The 17,061-nt window shown below is 55.7% G+C and carries 11 protein-coding genes; 3 read left to right on the plus strand and 8 right to left on the minus strand.

What is annotated here, in order from left to right:
* Window positions 1-80: 80 nt before the first annotated feature.
* Complete coding sequence (locus MHI42_RS11285) at window positions 81-4,124, minus strand: endo-1,4-beta-xylanase (protein WP_342423808.1); 4,044 nt, start codon at window positions 4,122-4,124, stop codon at window positions 81-83.
* A gap of 445 nt (window positions 4,125-4,569) precedes the next feature.
* Here MHI42_RS11285 and MHI42_RS11290 point away from each other — a divergent pair, with 445 nt between their 5' ends.
* Both MHI42_RS11290 and MHI42_RS11295 read left to right on the plus strand, forming a co-directional pair.
* Window positions 4,570-4,977, plus strand: a complete 408-nt coding sequence (locus tag MHI42_RS11290) for a transposase (RefSeq protein WP_342423809.1) — start codon at window positions 4,570-4,572, stop codon at window positions 4,975-4,977.
* A complete protein-coding gene (locus MHI42_RS11295) occupies window positions 4,943-5,761 on the plus strand; it encodes a DDE-type integrase/transposase/recombinase (protein WP_342423810.1) in 819 nt (272 codons plus the stop codon). Before MHI42_RS11290 ends, MHI42_RS11295 begins: the two co-directional genes overlap by 35 nt.
* Before the next feature lie 392 nt (window positions 5,762-6,153).
* Here the strand turns inward: MHI42_RS11295 and MHI42_RS11300 are convergent, their stop codons facing one another.
* Entirely contained in the window at window positions 6,154-7,545 is a 1,392-nt protein-coding gene (locus MHI42_RS11300; RefSeq protein WP_342423811.1) for an MATE family efflux transporter, read from the minus strand.
* A gap of 207 nt (window positions 7,546-7,752) precedes the next feature.
* Between MHI42_RS11300 and MHI42_RS11305 the strand changes: the two genes are divergently transcribed.
* Window positions 7,753-7,932, plus strand: a complete 180-nt coding sequence (locus tag MHI42_RS11305) for a hypothetical protein (protein WP_342423812.1) — start codon at window positions 7,753-7,755, stop codon at window positions 7,930-7,932.
* A gap of 332 nt (window positions 7,933-8,264) precedes the next feature.
* On the opposite strand, the gene MHI42_RS11310 is transcribed toward MHI42_RS11305, so the two are convergent.
* The 6 genes from MHI42_RS11310 to MHI42_RS11335 all read right to left on the minus strand — a co-directional run bounded on the left by MHI42_RS11310 (window position 8,265) and on the right by MHI42_RS11335 (window position 16,948).
* On the minus strand, window positions 8,265-9,629 hold the full coding sequence (locus MHI42_RS11310) for a glycoside hydrolase family 88 protein (RefSeq protein WP_342424723.1): 1,365 nt from the start codon (window positions 9,627-9,629) through the stop codon (window positions 8,265-8,267).
* Window positions 9,512-10,666, minus strand: coding sequence for a hypothetical protein (locus MHI42_RS11315; protein WP_342423813.1), 1,155 nt, complete (start codon window positions 10,664-10,666; stop codon window positions 9,512-9,514). The genes MHI42_RS11310 and MHI42_RS11315 overlap by 118 nt, the downstream gene beginning before the upstream one ends.
* Window positions 10,663-11,859, minus strand: a complete 1,197-nt coding sequence (locus MHI42_RS11320) for a hypothetical protein (protein WP_342424724.1) — start codon at window positions 11,857-11,859, stop codon at window positions 10,663-10,665. The genes MHI42_RS11315 and MHI42_RS11320 overlap by 4 nt, the downstream gene beginning before the upstream one ends.
* 107 nt (window positions 11,860-11,966) lie before the next feature.
* On the minus strand, window positions 11,967-12,767 hold the full coding sequence (locus tag MHI42_RS11325) for a polysaccharide deacetylase family protein (RefSeq protein ID WP_171718838.1): 801 nt from the start codon (window positions 12,765-12,767) through the stop codon (window positions 11,967-11,969).
* 573 nt (window positions 12,768-13,340) lie between these two features.
* Entirely contained in the window at window positions 13,341-14,036 is a 696-nt protein-coding gene (locus MHI42_RS11330; protein WP_342423814.1) for a DUF1961 family protein, read from the minus strand.
* Complete coding sequence (locus MHI42_RS11335; RefSeq protein ID WP_342423815.1) at window positions 14,033-16,948, minus strand: hypothetical protein; 2,916 nt, start codon at window positions 16,946-16,948, stop codon at window positions 14,033-14,035. Before MHI42_RS11335 ends, MHI42_RS11330 begins: the two co-directional genes overlap by 4 nt.
* Window positions 16,949-17,061 lie beyond the last annotated feature (113 nt).

Here is a 17,061-nt window from a genome sequence, read left to right on the forward strand (position 1 = left end):
CATAAACAGCCAGCCTCCGGGAATCCGCCCGGCGGCTGGCTGTTGCTGCGCTCAATCTGAAAGAAAACTCTAAGTCCTAATTACAGCTTCCAGATCCGGTACAGAACGACAGCTGCTTCCGCACGGGTAAGAGTATCGTCCGGGGCAAGCTTGCCGTTCTTACCGTTCACAACTCCGTATTTCAGCAGAGCTTCCAGACTGTCCCTGGCGTAAGAAGAGATTTGCTCTGCATCCGCGTAAGCATCCAGAGTTCCGCTGCCGTGAGCCGTTATCCCGGCTGACTTCAGCGCGCGGGCAGCGATCACCATCATCTCCTGACGTGAAATCATGCTGTCCGGCTTAAAGGTGTTATCTGCATAGCCGGTGACGATGCCGAGCTGCTTCGCGGCGGCAAGCTCCTTGAAATGCTCAGCATTATTCCCGACATCGCTGAATCCAGCACCTGCTTCTGCAGTGGCTTTGAGTTCAAGCACCTTCACAAGGGATGCGGTGAAATCTGCTCTGCTCACTGGAACCGCCGGGGAGAAATTGCCGCTGGAGGTTCCCGGGACAAGATCACGCGCTGCCATGGCAGCGACAGCCTGCTTAGCCCAAGACAGATTCCCCAGATCCGTGATTGTCAATGGAGCATATGCCGCTGCAAAAGTGCCAAACTCTGCTGTCTGGAACACAAGTGATCCGTTCGCCGCATCATAACGGCTGTTGTTCACGACAGCAGTCATATGGCCATCCTCACGGAGACGCCGCACCAGCAGTGAATCGGAGTAACCCAGCTCTTCCACAGCCGGCTTGTAAGGAATAGACACTGTTATTGGCATATCCGGGTTGCTCCAGGCCATCTCCCGGCCTTCGGCCGACAACTTCAGCTCCACCACCGGACGACTGCCGGTCAGGCTGCGGGCTGCCGCATCCGGACTGGCCGCCGGGGACTCTTTTACACGAATGGAGATGTATTCAGTGTTTGCCGTAATGCCAGCCAGCTGCCCGCTTGGGATGGCGAGCGTTGCATGATCTGTCTTGATCACAAGCACGAAGTTCCCCTGCCCCTTCAGGCTTTGCAGCGGCAGTTCAACTTCATATGAGGCTGCGCCCGTCTGCTTCGGCAGGTCGATCACGATTTGTTTCATGCCGTCTGCTGCCGGGACTGCCTGCTCCAGCGCTTTGCGCAGAATATCGCCCGTAACCGTAGCCTTTGCCTCTCCTCCCTGATTCTTGACCTCCGGTCTGATCGTAACCACGCCGTCCTTGCTGTCCAGATTCACAGGCTTGGGCGCAGGTGTGCTACTGACATAGGTTGTTCCGCCAGATACCGGTGCCGGGGTTGGTGTAGCTGTTGGTGTTGGTTCTGCTGTCGGTTCCGCAGTTGGTTCTGTTGTTGCGGCCGGTGTCGGCGTTGGTGCCGTTGTCGGTTCCGGTTCTTCATCCCTGCTCTTGAGAGTCAACACGCCGTATACGGAGGTGTCCTGATAACCGTTCCCGGTGGTATCATTCCAGGCGGCAACACTTTGCCGGACGCCGCTCTTGGCATCGTTAATCTGAGTGTCGAAGCCGACCTTGGTGCCGCCGGCCGGGGTGATTTTTTTGAACGGAATCTTCATTTCAATCGTATAGCTAGTTCCGGCTACCCGGGTTGCCGACTCGAACCCTTCACCAATGGCGGCCGGACTGAAGGAAGCTTCATTGTCATAATTGACCCGGAACTGTCCGTCATCGTCCTGATAGAAGGTGGTCCGGCCCAGATTCTCATCCAGGAAGACCTCGACCGAGTCTTGCTCCCACACATTCGTGTTACTCTTGTCCAGTTGGGCGTCGCTGACCTGGACCAGTACATATAGATTCTGGTCATCCCACAGAGTTCGCGCGGTTCCGCTTGCGCCCTGCCAGGCCAGCTGATACCGGTTCACTGCCATCTCAGGGGCTGAGGACCAGATTGCATCCGCTGTTCCGTCAATGACCGGTGTGCCGTAAACGGCCTCAGACACATTAGCCTCTGTCGTGTTCGGTTGATGCTCTGCCATATATTTTGCCGGATCGATGACGCCGTAATATGCCGGTTTGGCCTGCAAATCCCTGTCGAACAGCAGCGGGCTTGAGACAGCTCTCCAGCTCGTACGGTCATCCATTCCCCAGAAGGTAACACGTGCAATATTGGCGGCATGTGCCTTGTAAATATCCATTAATTTCGCATACAGATATCCTTGGGCTTCCGCTTGCTTCTCAGTCAGCTGATTGTCGCTTCCGGCTTGAATATCCAGCTCGGTAATGCTCACCTCTACCCCAAGCGAGATGAATTTCTCCAGCGACAGCTTGACGTTATCGGGATTCGTGTTGATATTGTAATGTGCCTGCATCCCCACACCGTCAATCAGCAGCTTCCCGGGGTTAGTAAGCGCGTACCTGTCGTTGATTTCCTTGACCATACTGTAGATGGCCTGGGCTTTGTTCTGGTTATCATCGTTGTAATCATTGTAATACAGCTTGATATCCCACTCTGGATGATCGTCCAGCACCTCTCTGGCCGCCAGGAAAGCCTGCTCTACATAGTCCGCACCGATGGCATCATACCAGTGGGATTGACGCAGAGCCCCTTGCCAGTTGGATGGGTTAGACGGGTTATCATTCATTGCTTCGTTGACTACATCCCAGGAGATCACTCTGCCCTCAAAATGCTCCATAACCTCCCGGATATGAGTTCTAAGATTGGTGAGTGCTTCGGCACGCCCCAAAGGAACGGTATTGCCTGCTGCATCCGTGGTCAGGTTCATCCAGTCAGGCGACTGCTGGTACCATACCAGCACATGCCCGTGCATCTTCATTCCTTCCGCCAGTACCTTGTTCACCATCGCATCTGCCGCTGTAAAAGTGAAATTCCCCTTAGTCGGCTGCAGTGCATCCGGCTTCATGGCATTGCCTGCGGTAGCAACGTTGTGATGCAGCTTCAGCAGATCCAGCCGGACACCTTCCAGATCCTCGGCTGAAATCGCATTACCGATCAGGAAGTCATTCTGATAGGCTGCTTTTAGAGGAACCAGATCCCTTTGAATATCCACCGGGCCGGTGCCTGTATGCTCAAAAGTGATATCGTCGATATAAAAGGAGGCTGCTGTGTTGCTGGAGCTTTCAATGTAAAGGGTCAGATATTCGCCGCCCACACTGTTATAGCGGTAGCTGCCCTCAAATTTCACCCAGCCGTCAGCAGTGCTGATCGTCTTGGGGGACAGAGCCACATAACTCGCACCACTGTCATTGCCCACCTGCGTAGACAGCTGGAGCTGCGAGCTGGCAGGATCGATCAGCTTGACCCAGGCAGAGATGTTGTATTCGCTGCCCTTATCCACGTATTTCTCCACACGCAGGGAAGGCCCGTGCCAGGTAGAGGTTCTGCCTTCCACCTTCAGCGCGTAGGAACCATCAGCCGTATGATTCTCTTCACCGGTTACAGTAAGCAGCTCGGTTCCCGCTCTGCCGGTGAAGCCGCCTGCCGTCTGGTCTTCAAAGGTGATCGTATTGAATGGTAAAGCCGGGTCCCGGACAGGTTCTTCCCCGCCGCCTGGAGTGCCCTCTTCAGTGAACAGAATATCTCCAAGGTAAAATGACACTGCGGCCCCGGCCTCGTTGGAGTTGATGCGCAAGGAATGATCCTTCTTGTCGGGGTCCACGGCACTGGTATCCACAGTGAATGTTTTCTTTAGTGTGACTGATTGGCCTGCCACATAGGGTACTGCCGTATAATTCCCATAGCTTTTCACCGTCTGGAGCGCCGCCGCCGCATCGTCCGGGACCGCTACATTAGCATCAACGTAGACGACAGCAGTGACGGTGTACGTGTGCCCGTTCTTGAGGCCGACATCTGAGAAATTAAAATCAACCGCATCCCAGTTATTTACCCGGTTGTTTACGTATAACGCTGCCCCATCGGCATTTCCGTCAAAAGGAACTCCCGTGACTGCACTGAGGCTGGCGCCTCCGGATTGGACTGCCTTGCCTGTGCCGCCCGCAAAGGTTTCGTGATATACCGTGGCCGGGGCCTCTGCTGCCTGAGCAGCCGGAATATACCCGCCTGCCGGAAGAAGCAGGACGGCCGCCAGTAATACGAGAGAGACTTGCTTGATTATTCGCTTCATGCATTGCACTCCTCTGTATGAATTTGGGTTTCTTTTGAGTTAAGCGCTTACAGTTATGTGAAAGCTGCCCCCCTTCTCAACCCAAATCGTAGCACAATGCAAAAAACGCGTCTTACCCGAAACTAAAGATTGTACCGTGCTTTTTATAGTTCATTTCCTGGAGTGTCACAACTAAGAAGCACCTGTCTACCACTTTATAAGCCGGATGCTATAGAGACCTGATTAATAGCAGTTGGATTTTCTACACTTGCTGATGAGCGAATGTCCCTGCTTAATCAGCAGTTGGATAAACAGCACTTAAATCACTCCATTTCATCCAAAGTAGTGAAAACTACCCCTATTAGATGTTGTTTTTCCACTTGCTTCAGCACATTCTTTTAAGCCCCCTAATCAAAGTGGAGACCTTGACATGTAAGAGGTACACTAAGAAGAGGGAGTGGAGCCGATGAGAAGCAACAAGTTATACGACGAACAGAGGATTAAGGTAGCCCAAGAAGCGATCAATGGAACCAAGGTTTCCTTCCTAGCCCGAAAGTATTCCGTCTCTCCCAGCACCATTGCCAATTGGGTGAAGTTCTACAAGGAACGATTTGGAGAAGAGGCTACGCCGTCCGTCCAAGAACGGATTGAAGATGCGGAGCGTGTCCAAGACTTGGAGACGAAGATGGAGACGGCCATTAAGCTACTGGGCGAAAAGGATCTGGAAATCGAACTGCTGCGTGAACTCTTAAAAAAGCCAACCCCGCTTACAAGACAAACTCGAACTGGCCGACGAAGCGATAAAGCGGGGGTATTCGGCTACACTTGTTCTACGTATCGTGGAGGTTCAACCCTCAACCTACTATGCGCATAAAAAACGTTTCCTGGGGCTTCTGAGTGCCCCTGATGCGGTAGTGACTTCGGGTCGTCCGATCCCCGCCTACTCCCTCACTACTGGCGGTCTGCGGGTGAGTGACCTACAGATCGAAGAGTGGCTGAGTGAACTGGTAGAGGGCGAGGAGAACGGCTATGGCTACCGGAATTTGGCGTACGCCCTATCGGTCCAGCAGGGCTTAATCCTCAACCACAAGAAGGCATACCGGCTGTGCAAGAAGCTCGGGCTGCTTCAGAAGAAACCGGTGAGGAACGTAAAATACCCTCGGCAGCTGGCGCGGAATCGAGTGGTCACACGCCCCAACCAACTTTGGCAAATTGACATTAAATATAGATACATTAATGGCTACGACCGCTTCTTTTTTATGTTTGATATGATTGATGTGTTTGATCGCTGTATCGTTGGTTACCACGTTGGAGCGAGTTGTACGGCGAAGCAAGTCTGTGCCACGTTGAGGGAGGCTCTGGGCCGACGTTTACAGCCTGGAGACCCCTCACCGGTTATCCGTTCCGATAACGGTCCGCAATTCCTAAGCGCTGCCTTTGGCGAGCTGTGTGCGGAAACGCAGCGTCCTCTGGAGCATGAGCGTATTCCTCCAAAGACGCCGAATATGAACGCCTACATTGAGTCGTTCACAGCATTTTGGAGAGAGATTTGTATACGAAAAGGTACTTTGAAACGTTTGAAGAAGCCTATGAAGCGGTCGCAGTCTATATTAACTTTTACAACGAGCGCCGTTTTCATGGCAGTTTGCAGCGCATGAGCCCCAAGCAATACCACGCCGCATGGAAAGCGGGCAAGCTAAAACCGATAGAAATAAAGCTGTAAACAATATCCTGCGAAAACACGAGTTTTTAGCAGAATGTCTCCATAATTAGGGGGCCGAACCGCATTGCTCAGAAGTTGACGAATTAAGATACGTTTATCCACTTGCTTGCCTGAAGAAGCCACTCCTACCGGAGAACACTTGGACAGCCCGTCGCGGCTCGACATCATATCGCGCCAGCCTTCACTTCATTACACCACGTGCAGGGAATCTGCACGCAATGCCAAAAACGCAGAATAGCACTTCTCATAACGCGAGAAGTGCTGCTCTGTTATCTTTTTCTCTTAAATAGGACTATTTCATTATGAAACCCACTTACGGGACAGCGTTTAGATCAGCTTATGCGCAAACCATTTGTCGCCTCTGAAGCGCCATAGAAACACAAATCCCCGGACGGCCCACTCGCAGTTCATCGCCAGCCAGACCCCCAGCACACCGTAGCCGAGGACGATCCCGAGAATGTAACCGAATACGACCCGGAACAGCCACATCGACAGCATGGAGGTGATAGAGGTGAAGCGGGAATCCCCCGCTGCCCGCAGCGCGGACGGCAGAATGAAGCTGACCGCCCACAGCGGAATCTGGGCAATAGCATTCACCAGCAGGACTACAAACAAGTCGTCAATGATCTCAGGAGGCGGAGAGAAGATCGACACCAGCGGATGGAACAGCGGCATCAGGAGCAGGGCGACCAAGGCATACGAGGCTGAACCGATCCAGAGGAAGGACTTGATGAATTTTCTGGCATCTGCCACATCCCCCCGTCCGATGCATTGGCCGACCACCGTTACGATCGTCAGCGACAATGCACTGGCCGGAATCTGAAACACCATCGCCAGCGAGCCGGCAATAGCATTGGTCGCAATCGCATAGGTGCCCATACTAACAATAAAAATCTGGGTCAGCAGCTTGCCGCCATTGAAGAACATCTGCTCAGCTGCAAATGGAACGCCGATGAACATAATTCTGCGCAGCATGGAGACCGGAACATGGAACAGGTCGCGGACCCGCACACGCAGTACCGTGTCAATCTTGAACAGGTACACCAGGGCAAAGATCATGCCCGCATACCGCGCGATATTGACCGCCAGCGTCATGCCCAGCACACCCATGTGCAGCAGGTTAATGAAGACTACGTTCAGGAGTACGTATAACAGATTCATGATCAGCGACAGCATCAGCGAAGCCCGCGTCCTGCCGACGCCGCGCAGCGCACCGCACACAGCCTGAACCACGGCGATCCCCAGATAAGAAATACTGCTGCCGATCATGTAGATCCGGGCATTATCCAGCACATCGGCGGAAGCTGTTCCGAACAGCAGGTTCAGTATCGGCGTGTGGAAGCCCATGAGCAGAAGTCCGATTCCCACGGCGATCAGCGATACCGAGGTAACCGAACCCGCCGTAGCCTGGGATACCATCCGGTCGTTGCCGCTGCCTTTGTACTGCGCAACGACCACTGTTCCGCCGGTAGCAATGGCAACGAACACGTTGATCAGGAATATATTCAGTGAATCTACCATATTCACCGCACTGACCGCCGCCATGCCGGATGAGCTGATCATCGCAGTGTTTACCAGATTAAGCCCGATGATGAAAGCCTGGTCAATCAGGATCGGAATAAATAAAGCTACAATTTGCCGGTAATCCATCCCTTCCCCGGAAAGGTACTTCTCCAGCCATTTCTTGGCCGGCAGTCGAGCCTGAAGCTGCATAAACATATCACATTCTTTTCTGTAGAATAATTGCGAGCAAACTTTACATTCCTTCCAGTTTACTACAAATCCAATTTCACGTCTGTGACCGGAATTCACAAGCTGGTATATGGATTGTATAAAAGCAATTAAACTCTTATCTTTCAAAGAAAAACCTTAGTCTCAGCCGAAATAAAACATGGGACAATCTTTCGGGGAGAGGAGGGGTACACAATGAATAATGAAATCGTCAAAAGTCTGATCAGCCAGGTAACTGAAGAAGTCTTCTCAGAGAACAAGGACGCCTTGGAGAAAGACGGAGTCCAGCAGGATAGCATTGAACTAGCCGTTCAGCTGTCCGCCTTAACAATAATTAAAATCCTTGAAAAGCTTGAGCTTATCGATAAAGACTAGCTGCGCAAAAACATTGATGTTACATACTCAAGCGGCATAGCATGGAATGCAAACAGCCGGCATTGTGGATTACTCCACGATGCCGGCTGTAATAATGCTGACCAATAAAAATGCTGAATCCTCACCAGTTATCCAGACGGTCGGCGCAAAAATCTGTATACCTCTGCCTGCCGCATTTCGTTAAGCACAAATAAGTAATGCCATTATGGAAACCGAGAAGTGTAAGCCGGCAGCCGCGATTCGCTCCCGGAGAGACTCCAGGACGGAACCTCGCAGGGTTGGTTAGGGGATTGGAAGGCTGTCCGCAAAGCTTCTCCGTACAGTAAATCCGGCTATAGTTTCTGTGCTTCCAGCTCCCGCGTAAGCTCAAGCGCTTCAATACCGGCCAGCAGTACTATGCCCATTCCGTGAGTATCGTTGAGCTGCCAGGTGAGCTGCTCCTTGTAATAGAGCTTATTGAAAGAGTAGCCTGATCCCCGGCAGACGCCGTAGACATTCCCCTGCTTGTCGATGCAGTATTCGGCAAGCGCGTGCCAGCCGCGTATTGCTGCAGCGGCGTAGGGGTGCGGCTTGAGCAGCCAGCCTCTGCGCGCCCCTCTAGCGAATGCATACACGAACATTGAAGAGCAGGATGCCTCCGCATAGGTTTCGGCATCCGTCAGAACTTGATGCCATAACCCTGCTGCATCCTGTAGCCGCAGATACCCTTCACACAGCTCCCGGAAATAATCCAGCAGCTCCGGCTGCTGCGGGTGCTGCTCCGGCAGAATCTCCAGCAGCTCGGTCAGTGAGAACAGCACCCAGCCGTTGCCTCTGCCCCAAGGCACACCGTTCGGCTTGCCGAATTTATAGTCATAGACATGGTGCATAATGCCAAGCTCCGGCTGGAACAGCCGCGCGCGGTAATGCAGAAACTGGGCCACGGCGTCATCCAGATATTCAGCATTGCCGGTTAGCTGATAGTACCGGACCAGAAAAGGGGTGCTCATATACAAATCATCACACCACATCGTTCCCTGCATGAAGTCGGTCGTGCCCCTGGTGCGGTAAAGCGCACCCGCCTCGTCACGGGACTGTGTCCCGTGAATGTAACGGGCAATATATTCTGCCGCCCCGGCTGCTCCAGGCAACGGCTGCACGCTGTGCGCTGCCAGCATCGCCGCACCGAATGAGCCGCAATCATCCAGGGAGTCGATTAGCGCCAGCTGCTGATTAATTCCCGGAGCGCCGTAACGGCCCGTGTCCCAGAGTGCATATTCATGAAGCCGTGTGCACTGCTCAATATGGCCTCTGGAATAAGCAGTGTAATGGGAATCATCCAGCACAATCCCTGTGCACAGCAGCCCGTATAACGTCACGCCCAGCGGATAGTTCCAGCGTCCGTACAGCGTGCTCTCCAGATACGGCCTGACTGCTCCGCCGGGGCGGTCTACCCGCCAGAAGCAGCTCTCCGCCCCTTCCCCAAAGGGAGTATCCATCACAGCAGCCGCCGCAGCCTCCGGTGCAGCCGATGCAAGGAAGGTCCCCAGATACAGCCAGGGTCCTGCCTGCCCTTCCACAGGATGCGGCAAGACCAGGTTCACGGTGTCCGCTTCCGCTTCTCCCCCTGCGTCCGCCGCTTCCAGCCGGAAGCCCCAGTCCGGGCCATCGCAGACGGCCTCAACCAGCAGATCATGGCTGCCGAAGCCCAGCGGCAGCACACATTCAAGCCCGGCACTCCCCCGGGCTGGATGGCGGCAAGCCTGCCATCCACATAGACCCGGAGTGCCGCCACGTCCCGGCTGCGGAGGCTCAGCCGGGTGTCAGTGAAGCCCGGCGCTGTCACCGCCAGCCGGCTCCAGGCCAGCGCCTTCGCGCCGGGAACCTCGCCGAAGATACGCGCGAGATTCCCGGCGCAGGCCACGGTATCCGGCCATCCGGCCTGCGGATACCAGGCACAGCGGGACGCGAGCGCCGCTTCGGCCGCGCCGCTGCGGAATGCGCTTTGCAGCGGCTCCGCCTGGAGTGCTGCTGTTCCTCCTTGAGGAACGCCGGCGCGCTCGCTCTCCGGCAGCAGCATCCATCTGCTCTGCTGCGGCGCGCTGTAAATCCAGCCCTCACAGCCGCTGCGCCCGGCTGTCGGGGCCAGGAAATGCAGCGGCGCGCCTTTCACGCTGCCCGTGCCGAAGATGCCGCCGCAGCCCGTGCCGACTGCGGTGAATTCCAGCAGCACATGGTTCCAGCCCTGGCTTAGCCCGGTACGGAAGTAGGCTCTGCGGTCCGGAAATACATCATCGTTCAGATTGGACTGGAACACGGCGGAGCCATTGACATAGACCGTTACCGGACCGAAGCAGCTGACAGCCAGCGGGATATCGCTCTCTGCATCGCTCCACAGCTTGCCCCAGACATAGACGAATTCCCCGTCCTGCAGCTCCGGCAGCCGTTCCTTCAGATTCATCTCATACCGGCAGTCAGATAGCCGCGGAAAGCTGTCCTCCAGATGCACCCGGTACACCGGAGGCTGCGGCGGATGGGCACCGATATAGCGATTGGCTACGATCGCAAGCACGGATTCGGTATGCTCTCCAGCCGTACGGACGATAGAATTCTGCGGATCAAAATATGCCGGAACACCAGCCTCCACAGTCTTGCTGTTCTTCACAGTCCCGCCAGCCTCCACAGTATTCCCGCTCTTCGCTGCCTCACCGCTCTTCACCGTCACCCTTCCATCGCCTGCCTCACCACCTATCACAACGCCACCTCACCACCGGGATATAGGGTGGAGCTGTACAGCCGCTTGGGCTGCGGCAGCTGCCGCCCGGGATGCACCGCCTGCAGCGGGAGCGGTTCGCCGGCATAGACGGCCGCAAGCTCATCCGTATAAATAATGACCTGCTCGGTCCCGCTGCCCAGCAGGTCCCCATGCACGGCGTAACCCTGCTCGGCAAACCGGGCAACGATATTCATGTAGCCGTCATAGAGCGCGGGAAGCACAGCTTCGCCCCGGCGGTAAGCCAGAATATAATCCGGCGCATCCTTCCAGAAATGACTTACGGCTTCAACGATCGTCAGCCAGCCGTCCGTGGTGCGCTCTTCCTTCCACAGCTCCTGACCGGACTGGTCCAGCAGAAACATCGCGTCTTTACCGCGCAGGCCCTTGCCGTCATCTTCACGGACCATACGGTCGAGACCGGCAATCTGCAGGCCGGGCAGGTCGGGACGGAACCGTCCGAGCGCCAGATGCTGCGATTCAATGGAGCCTTCATACCGCCACAGCTCATGCCCGTCACGGTCATACATCACCGTCACACTGCCGCCGATCACCAGCTCCGGCACTCCGTCTCCATTCACATCGCCGACCCACAGGCAATCCGCATGATCCTCCAGATCATGGCAGCTCCACAGCCGCTTACCGTCCGCATCCAGCAGATCATATCCGGCCATGACCTCATCACGCCCGTCTCCGTCAAAATCGTACACCCACGGATAATGCCCTACATTGCCCTGATGGGTCCAGAGCAATTCGAAGCTGGAGTTCAGTGCCCACAGCTGATGATAGCGGTCTTTGAGGATAATGTCGGAAGGATGTCCGCTGCCCTTCAGGTTGGCAATAATGATGCAGTCATGGGCTTCCTTGGCCGGCAGCGGATGGACCGACTTGACCTTGCCCGTCGCCCCCTCCAGAATCTGCAGCCGGTCATCCATCACACACAGCACCTCAAGCGCGCCGTCTCCGTCAATATCGAAGATTTGGGCCGGATAATCCGACCCTGAGCTGCCTGCACCCTTATCCGGCTTTCCGGTCTGCCACAACAGACGGCCCTCCAAGTCATAGGCAGTCAGGCACTGCACCTGATGCGGAATATAACGGACATCCTGGCGGTTATCCGGCTGAACCAGCAGCAGCTCTGCCCTGCCGTCCCCGTCCAGATCACCGAGCAGCATTTTACATCTTGGACCGGCGGCTGAAATATCGATTCCGGCCAGCCGGTGCAGCGATTGATTCGTTTTTTTCACAGTAATTCCTCCTTATCTCTATCCCAGTCCTGTAATCAGCCTAACTCCACAGTCTGTCCTCCAGGTACCCCGACCACAGTTCCGGCAACCTCCAGCCAGACGGCAGCAGCTCCCGGATTGTATACAAAATCCCGTGCGGCAGAAAAAACCAGCCCCCGGCAGGCCTTCATATAATGAACCAACTCCAGGTTGGTCACATACCAGATGTCGTCCCGGCCGCCGGCCATGGCACAGAAGCGCTCCATCAGCTCCCAGTTATTATCATTGTCGAATTCGTAGCTATGGCCCCACACATACATCAGATAGAGATACTGGCGCTTATGCAGTCCTATAAAAGTCTCCCCGTGGGCAAGCAAATCCCGGTTATGGTGACAGGTGGCCTGCCACTCCAGCCAGTCCTCCGGGAGGGCGAAACCGCCGCTGCTCTGGACAGTACGGGCATATTCGATGCCCAGATGGGGCAGCAGCCCCTTGATCTCCGCCGTATAGGACCCGTTCGGATAAGACATTCCGCGGACCGGCTGGCGGATTAGCCCTTCCAATACTTTGCGGTCCTCCATAATCTCCTCAACGATATACTCCTGCGGGCAGCGTGCCAGGGTCGGATGGCTCCGCGTATGCGCACTGACTTCATGACCGCGGTACAAGGCGGCGACTTCCTCTGCCCGAATGCGGTCCCCTTCTCCAAGCAGTCCCGAATTCAGGTGAAAGCTACCCTTGATTCCGTGCATGTTGAACAGGCCGACCAGCCGTTCATCCGCCCGTCTGCCGTCGTCATAGCTCATCGTCAGCGCCTTATGCCGGCCTTGCGGATAGCAGTAATACACTCCGGACATTACGGTTAAGCCTCCTTTGCATATGAGAATGAATGATCTATATAAGACACACTTAGGATCTGAACTATATGGCTTGAACTTGTAAAAGACTTCCTCTGCAGAACCTTGCGCTAGCAGGTCTGTTGAGTGTAATAATGAGGAGCAGATAGCAGTTATAGAATGATGGCCAGTTGATGGACGCCCCCCCCTTGCGGAGCAAGGATTTCGTCCATGCAGCAAGTCAGATTCTTAAGCTCACTCTATATAGTTGTATTTCCTGCACTTAAAAGACGGCAAAACACGGGTTTTGCCGGGTTAACTGTATTCTGTACAATTAAAAATGGAGAAACTTCTTCTTTTCCAAATATGTGTACTTTTAACTGCATGAAATACAATTAAAGCTCTCGCAGTGCAATAATCGATCGCTTTAGTTGCACAAAATACAGTTAAAGCTTAGGCCCTAAGGGAGCGTCACAGAAAGCCAGCATTTCAAGCAAGGAACCCGGTGCTAATACGAAAGATTACCGGTTCAATCCTTCTTCAGTGCGAAATTCCCCCTATCGCCTCTTTTTTTCTTTTCGTCCCGCCGGGCAATCAAGGAGCATAGACAACCAGATCACTATACTCTGCAATCAGCGGTGCCATTTGCCGGAAGCCTATTCTGCCGCCTGCCAGCAGCGGGCCGGAGGACGAACCGTCATCCACCCAGTGCAGCAGCGGCAATCCGTCCACGGCAAAGGTCACCGCAGGACCCTGCTTCACGACCAGCATGCGGTAGGCTCCGGTCATATCGGCAACATCCGGCAACGGATCAGCGCCTTGCGCGACAAGGTGGAAGCCGTAGCTTTTGCGCAGATTACAGGTGTGAAAGGACCGCTCCTCTTCCCACATCCGGCGGAAATAGGAGATATGGAAAGCATTCATCTCCCCATGATGGTACTGGTCATACTCCCCCGTGCGGACCGGCAGGGACGGATCAAACAGATCCTTGCCCCCGGCGCCGGCAGCAGCGAAGAACAGAATAGCCAGTCCGGGTTCCCGCAGCGGGCGGAACTTCCACGATACCGCAAGCTCCGCCGGACAAACCTCCGGGCACCAGAAGACAACATTCGCCTGCTGCCCTTCTTTTGCATCCCGTTTACTCTCCAGCCTTAAACGTCCCTGCGGAAAGGTAACTATGCCGTCGCCTTCCATCCGGAAACCTTCCACATGCCCGGGTCCTTCCAGTGTATTGCGGTAGATCTCCCGCCAGCCTTCCGGAATCAGCGTCAAGTCCTGCTGCGCAGTCACTCAGCCGCCACCGCCTTTCCGGCATCCGCCTCTGCTCCTGCTCCCCGCTCCGGAAGAGCTTCAGCAATCAGCTCCAGGGCAATGATCGTGTTCAGCGACCACTGCGAAGCTTCATTCGTATTCATCCAGCCGATCTCATTGATCGGTTCCAGATAAGTAACCTGCGTCTGCTCTGCCTGAAGGTCAACGGCTCCGAACGGATTCTCCAGCAGGATGTTCCAGCAGCGTTCAGCAGTAGCCCGGTCATCCTTGTACCATGCGCCATAGGCGGCAATAGCCACACTCAGCACCGGATGCTCAAACCGCAGCCTGCCTGTAATCGCTCCTCCGGTAATGACATCCTTCTCTTCCTGAGGCAGGTTGTAGAACACGCCGAATTCCGCGAGCATATCCTCCCACTCCGGGTCCTCCAGCATCATCGCCAGCTCGAACCATACCTGCGGCCCGCCCATGCTGATCGCCAGATGCCGTCCCCAGTTGTCATCACCCATAGCGCTCAGAATTCCTGTCTTAGGGTCGTAGCCATAGGTTGGACCGGAGATCAGCCGCAGATTGGCCTCTTTGATGCAGTTGATTCCCGTTATGATTTTGTCGCGGTAGGCCGTATCTTCATACCGTTCCCAGCGGGTCATCCAGTTGGAGCTGAACGCCGCCCAATCCGGGCCTACCCGCACATGGGTCGGAAATTCATCCTTCGGAAAATAAGCCCGCATCGGGTCCAGCGTCACCGTGGAATAATCCGCATCCTTCACACTGTCCATGATGTCGCCGGTCCGCTCATCGCCGGTCAGATAATAGTAGTAGCGGTGCAGTCCGGCCATAGCTATCCGTGCTTCCTTGCAGCCGCAGCCCCAGTGCACGACATTATGCCGTGAGCCAAGGCCCGCGTATTCCCCGAAATGATAAACGTCCACCTCGCTGGTGTGCCGGGTCATCGCTTCCGCCATGCGGAATAGATCTGCGCGCCCGGTCCGCAGGAAGCTGAGCCACAGCCACATATTCGGCACCAGCTCGGCATTCTGCCAGGCGCAGCCGCCCAGATCGTAATTCCAGACATGGCGGACCCGATCATAGCTGTGCATGAAGTCGCCATAATCCCAGAAGCCGTACCATTTCCGCTGCCCGATCTCCGACTGGTAAAAGGAGAGGATGCCTTCCAGCCGGTCCTCCAGGCAGGCCTTGGCCGGTGTGCTCCGGTCCGGCAGGCTCCACAGGCCGAACGCCCGGCTGCGGTGATAATACTCCGGAGCGCAGACCAGCAGCGCCGGTTCATCCGCTTCCTGCTGCATCTGCAGCAGCTGTGCAGTTCCCGGCGTTTCCGCGGTGCACCACAAGGTCAGCTCGTTGGTGCCCGCAATACCATACGGCGTAGCACGCAGTTCATCCGCGCCTTCGTAGGAGGACTCCACATGCGTCTTCGTATCATAGTGGCGCAGGTCCATGGCCGGAACCTCCGGCGACCAGAACCAGACCGTTAACGCCGCTTCAATGCCGGAGGTGCCGGTAATCTCCAGCCCGGACGGGTGCTTCCGCCAGAAGTTCTTCACTCCGGCAGCCAGACCGCCGCATTCCGAGCCGACATAGCTTAGCCCTCCTGCCCGCCGGCCTTCTGCCCCCTTAATCCAGGTGCAGCCCGCCCCTGTCCGCTTATGGATTACATAATGCTCGGACGAATCCTGAACGAGCTTGAAGCTGTCCCATACAGCAGAATCCTGAAGCAGTCCCGTGAAATACGCATCCTCCCCCGGGTCAAACTGCTGGATCTTTCCTTCCAGCTGCCCGGCGAACATGCCGGCGTATTTGCCTTTGGTCCTGCGGGTATGAAGCGTCTTGGGCGACTCGCTGAAGATTCCTTCACTGCCACCCAACCGGACATGGCGGTTGTACAACGGACCGCTTAGCGGCACCTTGAACACGATGCCCAGCCCCTTAATGAAATCCTGCTGTGGATTGCCGTCATAATGAAAGGTATGCACCAGCCGGATGGAATCCAGCCCGGCATAGAAGTATAGCCGCAAAGTATAAGGAAGCCATTCTCTGGCTCCTCTCACACTTCTATGCCTGCCTTCCAGCCGAACTACAGCACGCAGCGGTCCGGCTTCTTCCAGACTTGCCCTGCGGGTCACGTCCGTAAAGCGTTCCTGCCGCAGTGTCAGCTCACCGCTGAGCGTATCGCGCTGCTCGCGGAGGCAGACCAGCTCACTTCCGCTGCACAGGAGCTGCTCTGAGCGGCAACCCTGCTGCTCCACACCGGCACCCGCGCCCATGCCTGCACCTGCAATCGCACCTGTATCTGCGCCAACATCTGCACCTGCACCCGCGCCAACATCTGCACCTGCATCCGTGCCCACATCTGCACCTGCACCCGCACCTGCATCCGCGCCAACATCTGCACCTGCACCTGCACCTGCATCCGCGCCAACATCTGCACCTGCACCCGCAGACAACGCCGCACTTTCAGCAGCCTCCGCAGCTCCGGAATATCCATGATCGCTGCCGGCACCTCCGGATTCCTCCGGAGCCCGGCGGATAATCCGGGAGATTGGTCCCGCCCCCCGCTTGCCCACGGTACACAGGATGGTGCCGGTATCGACAATATAGGCTTCTTCTGTTTCTTGAACGGACACCTGCAGGGCTGCCGGCATATCCCCCGGCACTGCAGACCGTTCCAGCGTATAACCCTCCGTACTCCCGTCAGGGCATACGGCCGAATGAAACGACCACTTGATGCTGCCGTCCGGCCAATAAGCGGCAGGGCGGCTCTGCAGCGGCAGACTGCAACCTTCACCCGTCCCGTTAAGACATAGGGCGGACAGGTCCCCGCGCTTCAGTTCTCCCTTGGACCAGGGAACGCCCCAGGTAACCCCCGCAGCAGCAGCTGGCTGATTCAACCAGCGTAATTGTATTGGCATGGCTGAGGACAAAACGGTCATCTCCTTATGTGACATCACCGATCACAGAGACTAATAATCTGAGCCGGAGAAAGCTGCTTATTCGTGCACGGTAAATGAGAACCCCTTTGGTA

It is taken from the genome of Paenibacillus sp. FSL E2-0178 (assembly GCF_038593005.1).
In the GTDB taxonomy this organism is placed as follows: domain Bacteria; phylum Bacillota; class Bacilli; order Paenibacillales; family Paenibacillaceae; genus Paenibacillus_AQ; species Paenibacillus_AQ phytohabitans.